Annotated in this window: 19 protein-coding genes, 1 tRNA gene and 1 pseudogene; 11 read left to right on the forward strand and 10 right to left on the reverse strand. The window is 36.6% G+C overall.

Translation table 11 applies throughout. The annotated features are described in order from the left end of the window. Positions 1-57 precede the first annotated feature (57 nt). The 3 genes from MHI16_RS06125 to MHI16_RS06135 all read left to right on the forward strand — a co-directional run bounded on the left by MHI16_RS06125 (position 58) and on the right by MHI16_RS06135 (position 2,552). Positions 58-1,176: a methionine biosynthesis PLP-dependent protein gene (locus MHI16_RS06125; protein WP_034619989.1), complete on the forward strand. Its 1,119-nt coding sequence runs from the start codon at positions 58-60 to the stop codon at positions 1,174-1,176. Next, the gene (gene metC / locus MHI16_RS06130) at positions 1,173-2,351 is read left to right on the forward strand and encodes a cystathionine beta-lyase (protein ID WP_342498141.1); all 1,179 of its coding nucleotides are present in this window, start codon (positions 1,173-1,175) and stop codon (positions 2,349-2,351) included. Before MHI16_RS06125 ends, metC begins: the two co-directional genes overlap by 4 nt. 128 nt (positions 2,352-2,479) lie before the next feature. After that, positions 2,480-2,552: transfer RNA gene (locus tag MHI16_RS06135), tRNA-Val, on the forward strand. A 572-nt stretch (positions 2,553-3,124) separates the two neighbouring features. Here MHI16_RS06135 and MHI16_RS06140 read toward each other — a convergent pair. The 3 genes from MHI16_RS06140 to MHI16_RS06150 form a co-directional block, all read right to left on the reverse strand. Further along, positions 3,125-3,469 (reverse strand): hypothetical protein, encoded by a 345-nt coding sequence (locus MHI16_RS06140; protein ID WP_155114457.1) that lies wholly within the window; start codon positions 3,467-3,469, stop codon positions 3,125-3,127. 33 nt (positions 3,470-3,502) lie between these two features. Next, on the reverse strand, positions 3,503-4,522 hold the full coding sequence (locus MHI16_RS06145; protein WP_342498142.1) for a collagen-like protein: 1,020 nt from the start codon (positions 4,520-4,522) through the stop codon (positions 3,503-3,505). Between the two features lie 1,108 nt (positions 4,523-5,630). Continuing rightward, on the reverse strand, positions 5,631-6,617 hold the full coding sequence (locus MHI16_RS06150; RefSeq protein WP_342498143.1) for a YhdH/YhfP family quinone oxidoreductase: 987 nt from the start codon (positions 6,615-6,617) through the stop codon (positions 5,631-5,633). A 112-nt stretch (positions 6,618-6,729) separates the two neighbouring features. Between MHI16_RS06150 and MHI16_RS06155 the strand changes: the two genes are divergently transcribed. Then, complete coding sequence (locus MHI16_RS06155; protein WP_003212015.1) at positions 6,730-7,149, forward strand: MarR family transcriptional regulator; 420 nt, start codon at positions 6,730-6,732, stop codon at positions 7,147-7,149. Between the two features lie 164 nt (positions 7,150-7,313). Then, positions 7,314-7,475, forward strand: a pseudogene (locus MHI16_RS06160) (porphobilinogen synthase); the annotation flags it as partial. Between the two features lie 209 nt (positions 7,476-7,684). Here the strand turns inward: MHI16_RS06160 and MHI16_RS06165 are convergent. Together MHI16_RS06165 and MHI16_RS06170 are read right to left on the reverse strand one after the other, a co-directional pair. Continuing rightward, entirely contained in the window at positions 7,685-8,629 is a 945-nt protein-coding gene (locus MHI16_RS06165; RefSeq protein ID WP_003211522.1) for an acetyl-CoA carboxylase carboxyltransferase subunit alpha, read from the reverse strand. A 32-nt stretch (positions 8,630-8,661) separates the two neighbouring features. Beyond that, complete coding sequence (locus tag MHI16_RS06170; protein ID WP_106029872.1) at positions 8,662-9,108, reverse strand: MarR family transcriptional regulator; 447 nt, start codon at positions 9,106-9,108, stop codon at positions 8,662-8,664. A 1,270-nt stretch (positions 9,109-10,378) separates the two neighbouring features. On the opposite strand from MHI16_RS06170, the gene hag reads away from it, so the two are divergent. Continuing rightward, on the forward strand, positions 10,379-11,347 hold the full coding sequence (hag, locus tag MHI16_RS06175; protein WP_058014260.1) for a flagellin Hag: 969 nt from the start codon (positions 10,379-10,381) through the stop codon (positions 11,345-11,347). 645 nt (positions 11,348-11,992) lie between these two features. On the opposite strand, the gene MHI16_RS06180 is transcribed toward hag, so the two are convergent. Beyond that, the gene (locus tag MHI16_RS06180; RefSeq protein ID WP_058014259.1) at positions 11,993-12,181 is read right to left on the reverse strand and encodes a hypothetical protein; all 189 of its coding nucleotides are present in this window, start codon (positions 12,179-12,181) and stop codon (positions 11,993-11,995) included. Between the two features lie 1,057 nt (positions 12,182-13,238). After that, positions 13,239-13,658, reverse strand: a complete 420-nt coding sequence (locus tag MHI16_RS06185; protein ID WP_058014258.1) for a hypothetical protein — start codon at positions 13,656-13,658, stop codon at positions 13,239-13,241. Between the two features lie 165 nt (positions 13,659-13,823). Between MHI16_RS06185 and MHI16_RS06190 the strand changes: the two genes are divergently transcribed. The 5 genes from MHI16_RS06190 (at position 13,824) to MHI16_RS06210 (ending at position 17,871) form a co-directional block, all read left to right on the forward strand. Beyond that, on the forward strand, positions 13,824-14,654 hold the full coding sequence (locus tag MHI16_RS06190; RefSeq protein ID WP_058014257.1) for a sialate O-acetylesterase: 831 nt from the start codon (positions 13,824-13,826) through the stop codon (positions 14,652-14,654). 127 nt (positions 14,655-14,781) lie between these two features. Beyond that, on the forward strand, positions 14,782-15,444 hold the full coding sequence (catA, locus tag MHI16_RS06195; RefSeq protein ID WP_058014256.1) for a type A chloramphenicol O-acetyltransferase: 663 nt from the start codon (positions 14,782-14,784) through the stop codon (positions 15,442-15,444). 205 nt (positions 15,445-15,649) lie between these two features. Next, entirely contained in the window at positions 15,650-16,768 is a 1,119-nt protein-coding gene (locus MHI16_RS06200; RefSeq protein ID WP_268466971.1) for a tetratricopeptide repeat protein, read from the forward strand. Further along, on the forward strand, positions 16,758-16,931 hold the full coding sequence (locus MHI16_RS06205) for a hypothetical protein (RefSeq protein ID WP_012009624.1): 174 nt from the start codon (positions 16,758-16,760) through the stop codon (positions 16,929-16,931). Before MHI16_RS06200 ends, MHI16_RS06205 begins: the two co-directional genes overlap by 11 nt. Before the next feature lie 109 nt (positions 16,932-17,040). Then, positions 17,041-17,871 (forward strand): SMI1/KNR4 family protein, encoded by an 831-nt coding sequence (locus MHI16_RS06210; RefSeq protein ID WP_342498144.1) that lies wholly within the window; start codon positions 17,041-17,043, stop codon positions 17,869-17,871. A gap of 42 nt (positions 17,872-17,913) precedes the next feature. Here the strand turns inward: MHI16_RS06210 and MHI16_RS06215 are convergent, their stop codons facing one another. The 3 genes from MHI16_RS06215 to MHI16_RS06225 form a co-directional block, all read right to left on the reverse strand. Further along, positions 17,914-18,162: a DUF2651 family protein gene (locus MHI16_RS06215; protein WP_106035856.1), complete on the reverse strand. Its 249-nt coding sequence runs from the start codon at positions 18,160-18,162 to the stop codon at positions 17,914-17,916. A gap of 19 nt (positions 18,163-18,181) precedes the next feature. Further along, a complete protein-coding gene (locus MHI16_RS06220) occupies positions 18,182-19,372 on the reverse strand; it encodes a hypothetical protein (RefSeq protein WP_342498145.1) in 1,191 nt (396 codons plus the stop codon). Positions 19,373-19,543: 171 nt separating this feature from the next. Further along, on the reverse strand, positions 19,544-20,419 hold the full coding sequence (locus MHI16_RS06225; protein WP_342498146.1) for a LysR family transcriptional regulator: 876 nt from the start codon (positions 20,417-20,419) through the stop codon (positions 19,544-19,546). Positions 20,420-20,432: the final 13 nt, after the last annotated feature.

Here is a 20,432-nt window from a genome sequence, read left to right on the forward strand (position 1 = left end):
CTTATGAAGAAGGGGTTTTCTGTTTTGAAATCAGATTTTTACTTAGGATGGTGTCAAATGACAGAACATGTGGAAACGACATTAGCGCAAATTGGAAACCGCAGCGAAGAGGCGACTGGTACGGTCAGTCCCCCCGTTTATCTTTCAACAGCCTACAGACATAGAGGCATAGGGGAATCAACCGGATTTGATTACATTCGTACGAAAAACCCAACAAGACAGCTTGTAGAGGATGCGATTGCTTCACTCGAAAAAGGGACGGCCGGATTTGCCTTCAGTTCGGGAATGGCTGCGATCCAAACGATCATGGCGCTATTTGAAAGCGGTGATGAACTCATCGTCTCATCAGACCTATATGGCGGTACATACCGTTTGTTTGAAAACGAATGGAAAAAGTACGGCTTACGTTTTCTTTACGATGATTTTTCAGATGAAGACTGTTTACGCTCTAAAATCACGCCAAACACAAAAGCAGTCTTTATTGAAACGCCGACAAATCCACTTATGCAGGAAGCGGATATTCAAAAAATAGCGAAGATTGCAAAAGAACATGGCGCTTTGGTCATTGTCGATAACACCTTTTACACACCCGTTTTGCAAAAGCCGATTACGCTTGGAGCGGACATTGTCATCCATAGTGCAACCAAATATTTAGGTGGACACAATGACGTTCTTGCCGGGCTTGTGGTGACAAAAGGAGAGAAGCTCTCTGAAGACATGTTCCAGCATCAAAACGCAATTGGCGCCGTTTTATCTCCATTTGACTCATGGCTGTTAATGAGAGGGATGAAAACACTGGCTCTTAGAATGCGCCAGCACGAGGCAAATGCGAAGGAGCTAGCTGAGTTTCTAAAGAAACAGCCAGAAATTCAAGATGTCCTTTACCCAGGCAAGGGAGGAATGCTGTCATTCCGTGTAGCCGAAGAGGACTGGGTCAATCCATTTTTAAAGCAGCTGAAAACGATATGTTTTGCTGAAAGTCTTGGCGGAATCGAAAGCTTCATTACGTATCCTGCGACGCAAACGCACATGGATATTCCTGAGGAAATTCGCATTGCAAACGGTGTGTGTAACAAACTGCTCCGTTTCTCCGTTGGTATTGAGCACGTAGATGACCTGAAGGCAGACCTAAAGCAGGCACTATCACAAGTAAAAGAGGAGGTACATGCTAAATGACCACACATGATTGGACATTCGAAACCCAACTCGTTCATAATGCATTCAAAACAGACCGTTCAACAGGTGCAGTCAGTGTGCCGATTCAGCATGCGTCCACCTTTCATCAAAGCAGCTTTGATGATTTTGGTCAATATGATTACTCAAGGTCGGGGACTCCTACACGTCAAGCATTAGAGGATACGATTGCGGCGCTAGAAGGAGGAACTCGAGGGCTTGCTTTTGCATCAGGCATGGCAGCCATCTCAACTGCTTTTCTGCTATTATCAAAAGGAGATCACGTCCTTGTCACAAGAGATGTGTATGGCGGTACTTTCAGAATGATTACTCAAGTTCTTTCGCGATTTGGCATTGAGCATACCTTTGTGGACATGACGGATTTGACTGAAATCAAAAGAGGCATTCAATCGAATACAAAAGTCATTTACATGGAAACGCCGTCAAACCCGACTCTAGGAATTACGGATATTGGGGGAGTCGTCCAGCTTGCCAAAGAACATGACTGTCTGACTTTTTTAGATAATACATTTTTAACACCCGCTCTTCAGCGTCCGCTCGATCTTGGCGTTGACGTTGTCCTGCATAGTGCAACGAAATTTTTGAGCGGACACAGTGATGTACTATCAGGCTTAGCTGTAGTAAAAGACGAGAAGTTAGGTGAGGAGCTGTATTCGCTGCAAAACTCCTTCGGTGCGGTCCTTGGCGTGCAGGATTGCTGGCTTGTGTTAAGGGGATTAAAAACCCTTCAGGTGAGATTAGAAAAAGCCAGCCAAACGGCATATGAACTCGCTACATTCCTCAAAGAACATCCTGCGGTGAAAAAAGTATACTACCCAGGCTTAGATGACCATCCGGGTGCAGATATTCAGCGAAAGCAGGCAAGCGGAGCTGGAGCAGTTCTCTCATTTGAACTAGAAAACCAAGCGGCAGTCAAAGAATTGGTGGATGCCGTCACATTACCTGTATTCGCCGTCAGCCTCGGTGCCGTCGAATCCATTCTGTCATACCCAGCCAAAATGTCACATGCCGCTATGCCAAAAGAAGAAAGAGAAAAAAGAGGGATTACAGATGGGCTGCTTCGATTAAGTGTGGGAGTCGAAAACGGAGAAGACCTCAAACGCGACTTCAAACAAGCACTCGATCAACTAAAGCCTGTCCTTGTCAACCAATCATAAGGAAAGAAAAAAGCCGGCATGGCCGCCGGCTTTTTGACCTTTTTTGAACAAAACCATTGACGACTTAAAATTATGGTTATATAATAGAGACTGTCAGTAACAGAAAGCCCAGAACTGATACATAACTTGATTCCGTAGCTCAGCTGGGAGAGCGCTACCTTGACAGGGTAGAGGTCGCTGGTTCGAGCCCAGTCGGAATCATCGTTGAAACCCTTGCCTAGCAAGGGTTTTTTGTTTTTTTTGACAACGAATATTCGTTCTGTTTCTTTTGATTGGGGACGAATGAGGGCCGAACTTTATCCACCAGATTGTTTCTCAGTATTTTTAGGATCAGAACGATTTAAGTGTTCTGCGTTGTTAAATTCTAATTTATATGTAGCATGACCATAAATATCTCATGTTGTTTTAGCACTAGCATATCCCGCTCTTTTCTGAATAGCATTAATGCTCTCACCAGCCTCAAGAAGCAATAAATGGGCTTTAAATTACGTCAGATTGAACGAGCATTGAAGAACAGTCTTGATGAACTTGATTACAATATAATCGAGAAAAAGTATCTCACGTCATGCCTGGTTAAAGATTTAGAGGTATGCCAAGAATTGGGGTTAAAGAAGGATTGATACTATAAATTAAAAAAGCAAGCTACATTTAATCTTTCCACAGCCCTTGGAATCATTTAGTTACTTGAAGAATAAAGGATCTAAGAAAGTAGGGGTCAATGTAAAATTAACCCCTCTTTTTGTAAGAATTTAGCGTTCTTTTTATGAGTCTCTTTAAGGGTTGATGGTGATGGACTTAGTTACAGGTGATTTATTAGAAATTACAGTTGCTGTGATTTTAACTTCTTTTGTTGATTTCTTTAATAAATTTAATTCTGATGAAAAACCTCCATCTTTATCAGTAGTAGATATTTGAGGTTCTAAAATACTTTCAGATGAACTTGATAAATTTACATTAACATGTTGTAAAGGAAGTGTATTGCATGATACTTTTCCTTTAACTTGAAAACACAAATCTTCCTTTTGGATAATTTCTAAAGTGATTTCAGGGCAGCTTGTTTTAACAATGAAATCTCCTTCTTTATAAACTCTTCTTCCGCATCCGCAGTTCCTAGCCATATTTACTCACATGCCTTTGCCAACTCTTTAATATTAGAAGTTTTGAACACACGTATCGCATGGGCCACCTGCATTTTTAAAGACAACATTGTCGACTAGGGCCTGACTACCTTCAGACGGATCACCAATATTTTGAAAAGTAATACATGCGGTAGTCGCTCCTGGTGGTGCACAAACTGTTAATGAATAATTTTGAAAGACACTTTGAGGTTGGTTAGATACCGCTATAATATGCGGAATACCCTCTGTAAATATTGGGTTAGTTGTCACTGTTCCTTCAGCAGTACCCGTATTAGTGATTAATGGTGGGCATGTTTGTGGTGGGAAGGAAACCGATGCAACTAATACACCTTGTGCTCGCACATCACCTGCAAACGTAAGAGTAAAGCAGCAGCCTTCTGAAACAGGAACAATTTGGTTGATAAAGCCAGGAGTTGCTACTGTCCCAACTGGTGGGTTAGGGTCTAAACCTAGAATACTAACCGATTGTATGGTCGGTGTTGTGGGACTTCCGACAAAACGACCACTATGAGCATCTGGGAAATCAACTACAGTAGCAGTAGCAGATGTCCATGATGCTGGTGGTTCCCCAGTATCTGATAAATCAAACCCAGGGTTAGTTAAAAGATTTGTACATGGACAGCAGGCTTCTCCGGTAGGACCAGTAGCTCCAGTAGCCCCCGTAGCGCCGGTAGGACCAGTAGCGCCAGTAGCACCAGAAGGACCGGTGGCGCCAGTAGCACCAGAAGGACCGGTGGCGCCAGTAGCACCAGAAGGGCCAGTAGGACCTGTGGCGCCAGTAGCACCAGAAGGGCCAGTAGGACCTGTGGCGCCAGTAGCACCAGAAGGGCCAGTAGGACCTGTGGCGCCAGTAGCACCAGAAGGGCCAGTAGGACCTGTGGCGCCAGTAGCACCAGGGGGGCCAGTAGGACCAGTAGCACCTCGTCTACCTGGTTTTCCTGCTGGTCCACGCCTTCCAGGAACACCAACTGTCTTTATACAACAACAAACATCTAACCATTCTCCACAACGACAACATCGCCTATTGCTCATTTGAACTCACTCCTAAAAAAAAATGTAATCAACACATCATATTAAATGAGGAGAATTATGTAAGGGCCGTTGCGGAAATGAAAAAAATTTAAATTTATACAAGGGAAAAACGATAAAATGGGGGATAAAAAGGGGACCTTTTTTCCTAAGTGGATCATCGTATGATAGAGACAAGCAAAACGAACGTGAATATTTTGTCCAGAAGGAAGAACCTGCCGGCGCTGATCATTGAGCATTTTAAGTGCCTTGATTGGTGTTCGCTTTTTTTATTGGGAGACGCGCTTTTCCCTTATCAATGGCGTATCTGGATACGGAACAAAGGTGATGAGGAATTTGGCCATAAGAGAGGGACATTCTGAGCTGGATAGCAGTTGGTCTGCGGCAGACGTATCAAGGACAGTTTTTCATTTTATGATGATGAACTGTACTTGGCATCCTCTCGGAGAGTAATCATCATTGCAAAATCTATTTAAGCGAATAGCGTAAGGTGGTGCTTATTCGGCAAGGAGAGTATGAACATGAAGATCAGAGATTCTTTATCCGTAGAATCATCGTTGAAACCCTTGCGTAACAAGGGTTTTTTGTTTTTAGGATAACGAATATTTGTTCTATTTCTTTTGATTGGGGACGAACTTTATCCGCCAGATTGTTCCTCAGTATTTTTAGGATCAAAACGATTAAAGTGTTCTGCAGTGTTAAATTCTAATTTGTTTGTAACATGACTATAAATATTTGAGGTTGTTTTAGCACTAGCATGTCCCGCTCTTTTTTGAATAGTATTCATGCTCTCATCACGAGTCGATATAAGGAGCGTGACCATTTTTGTATGGTTTAAATCATGGAATAGAATGTTTTTTAATGTTTGTTTTTTAGACCATTGAGCTACAATGGACAAAAAATTGTAAATGCGATCAAACGATTTCAGTTGATACATGGGCTAGTTGTAGATAGCATTTACGGGTCGGAAAATCGCTTTCGAAAAGCATTAAATAGGAACTTTTATGGTGAATACACATACATATGTACCCCACCTGTTTGGGATGGGGTATCTGCATCAATACATTCAATATTTGTCTGGTGTAATTTAAATAAATAAAGTTCGTTTATCTTAATATTTAATAATGGTTCTTCCTAAATGTTGACCATTTTTAATGGCTTCAATTTTTTCAGGTAGTGTATCGAGAGTAATCTCATTGACTAGGGTCGTTTGGGAGATATTCCATTCGTTTGCTATCTCGTTCCAAATGACTTTGCGTTTATTGATTGGTACATTTACAGAATCGATTCCTAGAAGGTTGATCCCTCTTAAAATAAAAGGTAACACAGTTGTTGTTAATTTAATTCCGCCTGCATTCCCGCACATGCTCATGCTTCCACCATAAGAAATTTGAGGAATGATCACAGAAGCCACATCTCCTCCTACAGTATCTAAGACGAAGTCAAATTTTTGCTTGTTTAATGGTTTTTTTAGCTCTCCTAACTCGTTTGCAAAAATGACATCAGTTGCTCCTAAAGATTTTGCTATATCAACTTGATTATCTTTACGCACTAAAGCAAAAATATTGTTGTACCCAATTTTAGATAATAATTGTATAGCAATGCTACCAACTCCACCAGTTGACCCCGTAACGAGTATATTAGGTTGATTTTTCGTACTCATACCATTTTCCTGTAAAGCCATAATAGAAAGAGCTGCGGTAAAGCCTGCTGTCCCAAAAATCATTGCTTCTTTTAAAGTCAAGTTATTTGGCAAAGGAACAATCCAATCTGCAGGTACTCTAGCATATTCAGAAAAACCTCCAGTATGGCTCATACCCATAGCGAAACCTGTTACAATAACTTGCTGACCCTCTACGAAACGATTGTCTGTTGTATGAACGATCGTTCCACTTAAATCGATTCCAGGAATCATTGGATAGTTACGAATCACACCTCCATTTTTTTGAACAGCCAGCATATCTTTATAATTGATTGAAGAATATGCTAGTTTAATCAATACTTCTCCTTCAGATAAATCATTAACACTTACATTTTGAAGATCATAACTAACTTGATCATTTTTTTCTGTAACTAGAATCGCTTTAAATGAATCCATTGTTTATCTTCCTCTCTGAAAATATATTACGACAAAACATTTCTGGTACAAAAGTATTTCAATTAAAAAACTACCATGATATTATAGGTAAAGTCAATGTGGGGGAGATAAAATGGAATTATCAGAGTGCATAAATTTTTTACTAAGTGTTAGTCAAAATAAAGTGTTTAAGTACTTTAGTAAGCTTTTAGAGGAATGTGATTTGACACCCGCTCAATATGGTGTGTTGAACTGTTTGTGGAGAGAGGGCCAGCTATCTCCTAAACAAATTGGAGAACTTGTGTATTTAGAAGCCTCAACAATTTCTGGAATTTTAGATAAAATGCAAAAAGCTGACTTAATTGAACGCACAATAGATCCAAACAATCGAAGAAATATTTTAGTAGAGGCTACTCAAAAATCTTTAGTCATTAGAGATCAAGTTGAAGCAGCAACAATTGAGCTGAACAAGACAGCGCTTCAAAACTTGTCAAATGATGATAAGGTTGTACTAAAGAAAGCATTAAGTACAATTATAAATAATTTTCAATGATGTATTTTTATAAATAAGTTTCATAACTATCACAAGGCTCTTTTACAGGAGCTTTTTTTTTCGGTGCTTTGTACATCGCTGGATGTGATAATAAATATAAGATATAGGTGTTTTATGGAAATTAGGTAAGGGATGGACAAAATTCTTTCTTCAGTGGAGAATATTCAATGTTGATGGCAGCTATTCAGAATGGTTGGCTTGATGCAAATGTTGTAATTGAAGAATCATTAATGTCGTTCAAACGCGCTGGATGCGATGGTATTTTGACTTATTTTGCTTTAGATATGGCTCGGCGACTGAGAGATGGAGAATCTCAAAACATATAGGCAAAATGAAAACAGACCATGCAGGGTCTGTTTTTTTATGAGGACGATTTGAGGACCTTCAGAAAAAGTATCGATGGAAGAAAATCCTTTTTCATACCGATCACACATCTTTTAATAATATCAGCATATCCAGTTTAAGAGGATTCTTACAAAATATTTAGAATTTTTTGCGAGAATCCTCCTAAATGTAATACGGACTTTAAATATTTTCATTTATAATTCTCTATTTGTCTATACTTTTCATATCGCTGTTGTATAAGCTCTTCCGAGGATAATGGTCTCAATTTTTTTAGAGATGATTCGATCACAGATTCAATCATTTTTGCCTGTGATTTTATATCATTTTGTGCTCCACCTTTAATTTCAGCAATGATTTCATCAATAATTCCTAAATGTTTTAAATCTTTTGCTGAAATTTTCATATGTTCAGCAGCTTCTGGAGCATACTTAGCATCCTTCCATAGGATAGATGCTGCTCCTTCTGGCGAAATTACCGAGTACCATGAATACTCTAACATATGGATATGGTTACCGACACTAATGCCAAGAGCTCCACCACTTGATGCCTCTCCAATTACAATACAAACAATTGGGACCTTAAGCGTAGCCATTTCCAAAAGATTTCGAGCTATCGCTTCAGAAATTCCACGTTCTTCAGATCCTTTCCCTGGATAGGCGCCTATTGTATCAATAAATGTAATAATAGGGCGATTAAATTTATCAGCTTGTTTCATAAGTCTTAACGCTTTTCTATATCCTTCTGGATGTGACATTCCAAAATTTCTTTCTATATTTTCCTTTGTACTTCTACCTCTTTGATGACCAATAACCGTAACGGGCATCTCTTTAAATTTTGCAATACCACCTATCATTGCTTTATCATCACCATATAATCGATCACCATGAAGTTCGAAAAAGTTTGTAAACAATAAAGGTATATAATCCAATGTCGTGGGCCGGTTACGTAGCCTTGCAATTTGAACTCGTTGAAAAGGTGTAAGATTAGAATAAATTTCATCTTGCATTTTATTTAAACGTTTTTCTAATAAATGAATTTCTGACGATAAATCTACATTATTTTCTTTCATCATTTTCTTTAATTCATCAAATTTCTCTTTTAGTTCAATGATAGGACGTTCAAAATCCAAACTCATTTTATCCTCCAAAGGTTATGATTTACCTCACTCTAATCAAAAGACTTAGAAATAGAATCAATAAATAATTCAAAACCATCCACAACTATTTTTTGTTCTGATTCTGATAAATTATTGAGGATACGTTGATAAAATGTAAGGGATTGTTCTCTTAAGCGATTAACAGTAATGTGACCTTTTTCTGTGAGGTGCAGAAAAAGTTCTCTTCTATTTTTTTCATTTACTTCACGATAAACAAGCCCCGTTTTTACTAACTTATCTACCAATCTACTTACAGTTGAAGTATCTAATCTAAGTTTATTGGATAGTTGCCAAACAGTTAATCTTTCCACCTCTAGTTCCTCTAACGCCATCATTTGAGAAGTTGGTAGAGGTTTTTCAAATGGTCCATTTGGCAAATTTTGAGATTCAAAAACTCCAGTTATAATAATCATTTTCTTAATATCTGTTCTTAGTTTTAAGGCATCTTCTCTTTTCAAAAAGGTTACCCTCCTACAATTCATGTATCATACATCAATTGTATTATACATGAATATGTTTTTTTCACAAGTTTAACGTAAGCCAATATTAAAATAAGGATGAGATATTTCTACTTGTTAAAATGGTATAAACCGATTTATTTTAATAATATAAATGAGGAGCAGCTTGCCGAGGTCTTTCAGTATTTAGAGCAGAAACAGCGTTTCGCTTATGCTGAAGCATGCTAGATAGTATATGCAGATGAGTATGGGAAACAAGGTCGATTTGAAGAAGCTACGGTTGCTGATCAAAAGGTATTAGAAACACAATTCAAAACTCAGAGAGGGATTGTTTGTATGACTTTAAAGGAGGGTTTTACGTTGATTGCTCTTACAGTGATTGCAGCTGATTGAAACACAACATCTCAAAACGTATAGGCAAAATTAAAACAGAACATGAAGGGTCTGTTTTTTTATGGGGACGAACCCTTTCAGTTTTCTTCAGAAATGCACATTTTTTATCAGAAAGCCTCATCATAGAACTTTATTAAATCAGTCTTTTTCAGGGGGAAATCAGTTACTTCGGATGATTATTCACCTTGACAAGGGAGAGTTGCTGGTTCGAGTCCAGTCGGAATCATCGTTGAAACCCTTGTTAAGCAAGGGTTTTTTGTTTTTTAAACATTAAAAAACAACTCTTCAAAAGACATTAAAACATAAAAACCCTGTCCTTTATAGGATAGAGGTTTTTTTATGTTTTAAATGGTGTAACTCTACTTGTAGTCAAAATTTAATGCTTTGGATTTGTAAATAATAGTTTCACCAAAAATCTACTAAAACGAGTCCTGTTATTCTGTCAATGATCATTTGAACTTTTATTGATAATGAATTTTCTGATGTAGCCAAGCAGAAATACGATCCATAAAACTGTAGTTGATTGAATTTTATCATCCTTATCTGGTTGTTAAATGTGTCGAATTTGTGAAATTAACAATTTCCACAAACTAAAATATGTGGAAGGTCTGTCTATAGTAGGTAACATAATACTCATTGTTATGGCGAGTATCTAGTCTCGTAAAAGTGACAAGAATAATCATTTTGCTTGATAGAAGGAGGTTTCAGGATTATTGCCATAACTGATGTTACATAAGGTAGTAAAGTTAGAGAACCAAAAGATGCTCTGCGTTACTACTATACACATGCCTTAGAAATCGAAAATTCTAAGGAAGAGCTTCTCATCTAAATGGACTTTACAGATAAGCTCTAAAAAATTACACGGAGGTAATAAGAAATGAGAATTAACCACAATATCGCAGCACTTAACACTTTAAACCGTCTGTCTGCAAACAACGGTGCGAGCCAAAAGAACATGGAGAAGCTTTCTTCTGGTCTTAAAATCAACCGTGCAGGAGATGACGCAGCAGGTCTTGCAATCTCTGAGAAAATGCGTGGCCAAATCCGCGGATTAGAAATGGCATCTAAAAACGCACAGGACGGTATCTCTCTTATCCAAACAGCTGAGGGTGCATTGACTGAAACTCACTCAATCCTTCAACGTGTTCGTGAACTAGTCGTTCAAGCTGGAAATACTGGTACACAGGATAAAGAGTCTGATCTTCAATCTATTCAAGATGAGATTAAAGCTCTACAAGAAGAAGTAGACGGTATCTCAAACCGTACAGAGTTTAACGGTAAGAAATTATTAGATGGTACGTTTAAAGCTGGAACGCCGGGAACTCCAGCAATTCCGGGAGATCCAGATGATCCAGATGATGCAGGTACACCTGCAGTCCCAGCAACTGGTAATGATTTGGTGTTCCAAATTGGTGCTAACGCAACTCAACAAATTTCAGTTCATATTGAAAAAATGAGCACAGATGCATTAGGAGTTAAAGACGCTGATGGAATTGTTGCAAATCAATCTTTGAAAGACATCGATGTTAGAAAATTTGCTGATAATGCAGCTGATGCTACTGATGTTGGTTTTGATACTCAACTAAGTATTGTTGATGCAGCTATTAACCAAGTATCTGCTCAACGTGGAAAACTTGGTGCAGTACAAAACCGTCTAGAGCACACTATTAACAACTTGGGGGCATCTGCTGAAAACTTAACTGCTGCTGAGTCTCGTATTCGCGATGTCGACATGGCAAAAGAAATGAGTGAGTTCACTAAGAACAACATTCTTTCTCAAGCTTCTCAAGCTATGCTTGCACAAGCGAATCAACAGCCACAAAACGTACTTCAACTATTACGTTAATATACCCAAAGTCCCTTTCTAAAGGGGCTTTTTTGTTTGTCTATATTCGGTTCAATGTTTCATTTTATTGATCGTTCTAAAAGACGTTTCAACGCCAATGAATATTACTATCCAACTGACCAAATCTACCCAAAGATTTGACATGTTAATCATGCCGAACTTACTTAATTCCGATTGAATTACAAATGAGATTAAAGCAGTTATAAACATAGACAGAAACAATTTGTTTTTCTCAATTAAACGACTTCCTTTCAAAAATTAAAGAAATTTTCCTTTGTAGGAAGGGGATTTTTTTGTTTGTTGATAAGTAACATCGAACAAGTAAACTTTCTAACATATTAATAAATATCTATAGCATTTGGATTAATAAAAAACTTACATTTTCTTAATGATAAGAAAAAGAAAACAGTAAAAGAGAGGCTTTTGTATTTTTAAAATAAAAGAAAACATTAGGGAAATTAAAAACCACACTGCATTTTTCAGTGTGGTCAATTTAAGATACGACAGGTGCGCCATTATTTAATAAAATATTTTCATAGTGTGTCTAAGAACATGAAACCGTATTTTGGTAATCCTGCTTCCTCTATCGATGAGTTCATTATCCTGTTTTTCATAGCTGCATAAATTACCTCTATGGACAAGTCATCAATTTTTCTTTTTTTTGTAGTCTTTTATTAAGCTTGAAACAGTTAAACCCATTACACCGAAAGCTACTACATAAAATAAAATATTTGTTACAGGCGTATCAATTTTCCCTAAAATCAATACAATAGCGATAATAGCGATGGGTAAAGTAATTAACAAACTTTTGGATGCCTTATTTTCCTGTGTCATTAACCAAGCACCTCCTTGTTGTTTCATCATTTAGATGTGTTTTAGTTCATTTTAAAAAACGAACAACATGATGGTTTTAGCAACCCACCATGACGCATTTTCACTTCCAGTCACTTTAAGAGCGCCTAAATAAATGCCATGTTCAAGCGCGCCTAAATAAATGCCATGTTCAAGCGCGCCTGTATAGTGTTCCAGAGTGACTAGAATAGTTTCTAATCCTGTAACACCACCTATCATTACTTTCAGTTTTGTTGGTAATTGGTCATAAGCTTCTTTGATTGCTTTTATAGCCCATGTGAACTTACCGTGTGTAATAGCTTCTCCATTTGTTTTTGGCTGAGCTTCTTTAATTGCTTTTTTGAACTTTTCTGTTTCTTCTTCATTTTAATTCCAATACTGTGCTGTCTCATCTATTGTAGCCTCTTTTGCTAGATCAAAATAAGGTTTTATAGATGAATATGAATAGGACTGTTCTTTTTCGAAAGCATTAGTTGCATTTGCTTCTGCAAAAGGTGTGAATATAAAAACAGAAATTCCTGCAACCGTGGATAATATTAAACCTTTTGAAGAACTTAGTTTTTCATAATAAACTCCTGTTTTGAATATATTTTAGAAATTAGGCTTATTTAGTAATGCAATATTTTATTTTAGCTGTTAGAAATATTCCACCTACTCCAATGAATGTTATCATTTGTAAATAAATGAAGTAAATAGGTTGTTTGTTATAGGGTTTGAACGGTACAAAAAACATGCATATTCATTATGAAAAAACATGACTAACAAAGAATTTAAATAAAAAGATAACATTTTTTGTTCTTAATACAGGAGAGGATAAAAAGCTTTAGTAGCAACCGATAGAAGTGAAATTAGAGGGCGTCACTGGTTATGACAAAATTCTATATCACTACCTTGATAGGGTAGAGCTAGACAGTTCGAGCCAGTTGCAACGAAGAGGTGTTTGTTTTTCTCAACATGAACGATTGTTCGCCGCCATCTGAAATAGGGACCATCGGAATCCTCCTTTTTAAAAATTAAAGAAGCAAGAAGTAAAATTAGACTAATCTATTTCCTTATCCATCACTTTCTTATATTTTTCAAATTCAGAATCTTTCATTTCCCCATTCATTTGTAATAGGAAGTTCCCTTTTGAATATGTGTGAGAGAAAAACATAGATCCAGCATTGCCCAACTCATCATAATAAGATTTTGCTTGCTTAAGATCAGTTTCATTTCCAAATTTAAAAATCCTTCCACCAGCATTTTCACCTAAAGAAGGAATGAGAATCCTTTTTCCTTCTTCTCTTATATTTCCAAACTCTTTTTGTTCAAGATCAGTTGGTTTTTCTGCTTCAAGCCCAGCACTTTTGAAAGCTTCAATCACGTTGTCTGTGGTAAGCTGTTTTTTAGTAGATGCTGCACTGCTACAAGCTGTTAACAATAATAAACATGTAAAAAATAATACAAAACATTTTTTCATAGTAGATCCTCCTGATTGATAGATGCATAAGGATATTACACTAAGTAATTCCTATTTACTATCCTTTCGACAAAAGTAGACAAATATGAAAAACAAAGGAAGGGTAAAATGATGATAACGTTCAGGTAAATATATATTTGATAAAATATTTAGAGGGGGAAAGGTATGAAGTCATTTTTACTAATTGGACAATCTAATATGGCGGGTCGAGGCTTTAAGCATGAAGTGCCGCCAATTTATAATGAAAGAATCATGATGCTGCGAAATGGAAGATGGCAAATGATGACTGAACCTATTCATTTTGATAGGCCGGTCGCTGGTGTAGGACTGGCGGCTTCCTTCGCGGAGACTTGGTGTAAGGATCATGAGGGAGAAAAAATTGGTCTTATTCCATGTGCCGAAGGCGGCAGTTCCATTGATGAGTGGTCACGAGATGGGGCATTATTTCGTCATGCAATAAATGAAGCTAAATTTGCAAAGGAAGATAGCGAATTGGCCGGGATATTATGGCATCAAGGAGAAAGTGACAGCCAAGATGGGAAATACAAAGAATACGATGAAAAAATACGAAGATTATTTCATGAACTAAGAACTGAATTATCTGTCCCTAACATTCCGCTTTTGATAGGAGGTTTGGGCGATTACTTGGGAAAGGTGGGATTTGGCGCAGGGTGTGTGGAATATCAACGTATTAATGAGGAACTACAAAAATATGCACATCATCATGAAAATTGTTATTATGTTACTGCGAAAGGTCTTATACCTAACCCGGATGGAATTCACATCAATGCGATGTCCCAGAGAATATTTGGGATAAGATACTATGAAGCATGTCGAAAAAAAGAACATATACATGAACCATTACCGAATGAACATGAGTTAGTGAATGAATGTCATCATAGAATGAATACCTCAGCGGAGAAAACATATATAGCACTAGAAAAATTCACGTTGGGCAAGATGACTTACGAAGAGTTGCTGCAGGCTTTATTGTAAGCAAAGCTCATGGTAGACTTTGAATAGACAGAAACATGACATATCTCTTGAAAGGATGATTGTGGTGGTGAAAACAGATAAAGTCTCCTCCTGAATACAGTAAATCAAATTCAGGAGGAGATAAAAAATGTTTCAACAAATAGACGAAAATTACCCGCGAAAAGAGCACTTTCATCATTATATGACGTTAACCCGATGCTCATATAGCTTGGTGGTCAATCTAGACATCACGAAATTGCATGCAATATTAAAAGAAAAAAAGCTAAAAGTATATCCTGTGCAAATTTATTTGTTAGCAAGAGCTGTGCAAAAAATTCCTGAGTTTCGGATGGATCAAGTGAACGATGAGCTTGGTTACTGGGAGATTCTCCATCCTAGTTATACAACTCTAAATAAAGAAACAAAGACGTTTTCAAGTATTTGGACGACTTATGATGAAAACTTTGCTCAGTTTTATAAAAGCTGTGTAGCCGACATTGAAACATATAGCAAAAGCAGCAGCCTATTTCCGAAACCTCATATGCCAGAAAACATGTTCAATATTTCAAGTCTACCGTGGATTGATTTTACTTCTTTTAACCTTACTGTATCTACAGATGAAGCTTATTTACTGCCAATATTTACGATAGGCAAATTTAAAGTGGAAGAAGGGAAAATCATTTTGCCCGTTGCGATTCAAGTACATCATGCTGTTTGTGATGGCTATCACGTCGGTCAATATGTGGAATATTTGAGGTGGCTTATTGAACATTGTGAAGAGTGGTTAAATGATTCATTGCAAATTACCTGAAGACAAAAGGTGTTCTCATGGAAATCTAGAAGATGAAGGCAGACTGAAATGAGTCTGCCTTTTTGTTTTGTGATGATCATGAATTGTGTCAAAGGTTTATTGATGTAACAATCGTTCTTTTTGCGGTTTCTTTTCGGTGCTTTGTAAATTACTGTATGTGATAATGAATGTCATATAAGGGATTTTGGTGGAAGGGGAATAAGGGATGGAGAAAGTTCTTTCTTCACATGTAGGTGTGAAAATAAATGAATGGTATAAAATGATTCGGCAATTCAGCGTTCCAGATGCAGAGATTTTGAAAGCTGAGGTAGAACAAGAAATTGAACGGATGGAAGAAGATCAAGATTTACTCATTTATTATCAATTGATGTGCTTTCGTCATCAGCTTATGCTTGATTATATCAAGCCTTCAGAAAAAAGATCACCTTCTGTTTCTGATTTGGTTGATAAAATTGAGAATTCTAATCATCAACTTTCCGGTATGTTGCAATATTACAATGCCTTTTTTAGAGGAATGCATGAATTTAGTAAGAAAGAATACATACAGGCCATTCAATATTACAAGATCGCTGAGAGGCAGCTCGCACTGGTTGTCGATGATATTGAGCAAGCGGAGTTTCACTTCAAGGTGGCTGAAGCTTACTATATTATGAAGCAAACGCATGTGTCTATGCATCACATCATAAAGGCTCTAGATATTTATAAAGAACATGAACAGTATAGAGTTCGTCAAATTCAAAGTCTAATTGTCATAGCAGGAAATTATGATGATTTCATGAGATATGAAAAGTCGTTGCAACATTTAAAGACTGCTTATTCAATTGCTGTGGGCGCAAACGATCAACGTTTAGTAGCAAAAACATTATTAAATATTGGTAATACATATGATAGGCAATCAAAGTATACAGAGGCAATAAAGCATTATAAAGAAGTGTTAGATGTCATTTCTTCGGAAAAAAGTGACATAAAGCCAATCACTCTATTTAGTTTGTGTTGGTCGCTGTACAAGTCTAATCAAACTGATGAAGCGGATCTGCTCGTTGAAGATGGACTTATATATTCCTCAAAGGTAAATGATTCGCTAAGTGTCTTGTTATTTAAAGCATTAAAAGCTATTTATATGGATACTGATGAACAAGCTTTGAAAGAAGTGTTTGATATTTTTGAAGAAAAGAAACTACATGTCTATGTGGAAGCATTTGCTCAAAGTGACGGGTTATTTTATGAAAAAAAAGGGGACTTTGAAAAAGCTGCCGAATATTATAGAAAGGCTCTTAAGGCTCAAAATGATATTCAAAAAGGAGAGTGTCTGTATGATTATTAAAAAATTACTAATCATTTTATCCATTGTATTGTTAAGTGTTTCAACAGCAGAAACTTTAAAAATCATTGAAACAAAATCAATTCGGAATACAACAATGGAGGAACAAAAATCAAATCGAAACACGACTATGATTGATCGAAATACAACCTCTGAAAACGTATAGACAAGATTAAAACAGACTTTAAGAGTCTGTTTTTTTATGAAGTAGAATGAGCAAATGAACAGTTGGTCAATGTTATACTTATCTCAATAGATACGAGGAGGCACCCACTTTGAAATCATTCTGGGAGAAAGAGGAAGAGAGTCCTTTTACGTTAAAAAAGATAGATGAGGAACAAATTCATGAAGCAGAGGGCACACTTGGAGTCATTTTACCTGATACATACAAAAAGCTCATTTTAGAATGGAATGGCGGGTTTACAGTTTGTAATGCTTTTCCAACCGAACAGCCGAATTCATGGGCTGAGGATCATGTTCAATTTGACCATTTAAGAGGAATCGCCAAAGATGATGGCAACATGAATAGTCTTCGGTTAAGTAATGAATTGGATCTGCCTGAGGGACTTGTGATCATCAGCGGAGAAGAAGATACATGGATCGCCATGGATTATCGAGAAACGAAGGAACATCCTTCTATTCACTATTTTGATTTAGAGCTGGAAGTAGATTTTAAGCTGGCAGAAACTTTCGATGATTTTATTGAGAAGTTATATACAGCTGAAGATGCGATGGTCGAAGTAGTAGAGATTAAGGAGGAAGATTCTGATTTATATGTCAGTAAAGAAGAGCTTGAACACATATTTGAGAGGCAGGACCTTCGTCAGCAGAATCTATTCAAAATGGCACATTATCCGATGGAAGAAACAGAAGAGATCGAATGGTTTTTCAATCGTATGAAACTATGCATCCAACAGATAAACGATCAACATGTTTTGTATGAAGCAGCAACAACGATTCACTCCATGCTTCTATTAAACCCAGATATGCCAAGAAATAACCGTATCAATCAAGAGCTGCAAGAAATGGCTGAATTTCTAGAAAAGAGTGGAGATCCTAATACCGCTTTTTTGGGAGAAGACATTCATCCAGTGGAAAAACGATAGTGAAAGAAGAAAAGCCCCTGAAAAGGGCTTTTAAAATGTAGTTTATGACCTCTTTTTATGTAAAATTTTCATGATGAATAATGCTAAATATGAAGCAATGAATGAGCCAAAAGTGTAAACAACTGCCCAGCCTAAGAAGGAGACATTAAAAAGTGTAAATGTCAGGATGAGTAAAATGATAAAGCTCACAACTGGCATGAAATAAACCTTTTGTACAATCAATGTGACGATAAAAGAAGCGATGATCATACTGACTGGAAGCAAGCCGAATGCGAATTCTAAATGAGTCATATCAATTCTCCTTTTAGAATCACTTATTAAATATTTTGAGAATATCATTTCTATTTTGTTCTAACATCAAAAAATCATATTCAGATACATGATTCTTATCCAGAATTTTGTCGAGACCTTTTATCTTTAAAGAATTCAATCTTTTTCCCTTTTGGTATGAATAAGAAGTAATTTCATATTCTCCAGTCTTATTTTGGTTTAATAAGTAGATATGATCAGAATTAAAATAGACGAATTTAACATTGAGTCCTTCCTCATGCTCTAAGGAATAGGATCCTTCTGGTTTCATCGTTTTTGTGTTAAATGTATAAATCTTAGAATTTGCAGTTAAGTGATATAAAATATCGTCTTTTATATAGAAGTGCTTTTCATTTGGTGGAATTAGTTGATCTTCACTTTTATAGCTGCCAAGTAAATATGCTCCTCTTAATTTTTTCTTTTCTATATCAAATACTGCTACTTTAAAAGACACATCCTTAGAATCTTCAGGAGTGTGATAGAGGATAAAATAAGCTAATTTGTCCTTAATGATCATATTTGAATAAACTTCCCAGTCTTCATTAATGAGTTTAATATGACCACCATTTTGAAGAGTCGGTTTGTCCTCTAAATTCAATTCATGAAAAGTAGATCGATCAGTATCCATATCTTGATTGATCACGTAAATTTTATCTTCGTCGTTTCCTGTACTAACAAAGTATCCATTTAAAATCTGCTCGTGAAAGTTTTGACTGTTGCCCCATCTAATTAAACTTTTATAGTCCTTCTCTCCAAAACCTTGGTTGTTTAATGTATAAAATATTTCTTTGTTCTTTAAATATCCATTAGCTTGTCCATAACCAGTATGTACTTTATTTTTGAACTTAAAATGAGCAGTTTTTTTTCCAAGAATATTTATTTCTGAAGGGTTTTCTTTCAGTAACATCTGTTCACCTTGAGCAATAGAACCTAATTCAATTGCATCACCTTCTGAAGTAGTTAATTCACCTTTTTTATTCATATATATTGTGTAGCTCCCTTCACGCTGATAATCAATTGATGCTGAAAGGTAGATGGTAGCTAATTTGTCATTTAGAAATGAAGGTTTGAACTCATTTTCTGAAACGTGTGTAGCATGTTCTTTTAAGAATAAATTTTTTAGTAGATAATAGGAAGAAAACAAAACAAAACCAATGATGATGCTAATAACTAATTTTTTCTTGGGTCTCATTTTCAAAACAACCTTCCTCATTAGGGCTTGTATAATAAAAAGAACATTCTTAGAAAAATTCACTTCACTTAGAGAGTATTAAACCTCTCTAAAGGGAGCTTACTTTATTTAACTTTGGAAAGCTAATCAGAACGTATCCAAAAAAGCCCTAAAAAGGGCTTTTTAAGCTGCTCAATCTAATTCATGAAAAAACTGTTTGAGTTGATCAATGAAAACTGATTTGGATTTTCCTTTTTTATAAATGAACTCGATATTGATGTTGAAATGGATGGATGGATCGATTGAAATTTGTTTTAATGTTCCTTGTTCTAACTCATTTCTCACACAATGATGAGGAAGAAACGATAGTCCCATTCCTTGCAGCACTAAGTTCTTTGCGGTTTCCATATGATCAACCTCAATGGAAATGTTCGGTGTGATGCTGTTTTTTTGAAATAATCTGTGAAGCATCAGCCAATCAAATGACCCATAGTCAAAGAAAATAAAAGGCTGTTCTTCTAGTTCCTTCATATTAATGTTGTCAAGGCTAGCGAGCGGGTGATGAGTTGGGATGAACAGCCCGATTGGATCACTGAAAATAGGGATTGATTCAATTTGAGGATGTGTTTCAGTCCTGACAATCCCAAAGTCCACTTGGTTGTTAATCACTTTTTGGACAACATCCTTTGAATGTCCTGTTACAATTTTCACTTTCAGGTTTTCGTATTTTTCTTTTAGTGCGGGCAGTATGTTAGGCAATAGATTATTGGAAATAGAGGATGCGCATCCAATCGTCAATTCATAAGGAATCATCGTTTGTTTGAGACTATGCTTTGCTTCTTGATAAGAATGGAGGATCTTTTTGGCATGCGGGTAAAACTGTTCACCTTTTTCCGTCAGAGATAGTTTATTTCTCTGTCTATCAAATAATTTCAGGTCTAATTCTTTTTCTAACGATTGAATACGTGCCGAAACAGAAGGCTGGGTTAAATACAGTGCTTCCGCAGCTTTATTGATACTGCCTAGCTGGCATACGTAAATAAACGCTTCTATATTCTCAATATTCATTTTATCCCCTTAA

Origin of the sequence: Bacillus sp. FSL K6-0923, from assembly GCF_038630825.1 — a bacterium.
GTDB lineage: Bacteria > Bacillota > Bacilli > Bacillales > Bacillaceae > Bacillus > Bacillus pumilus.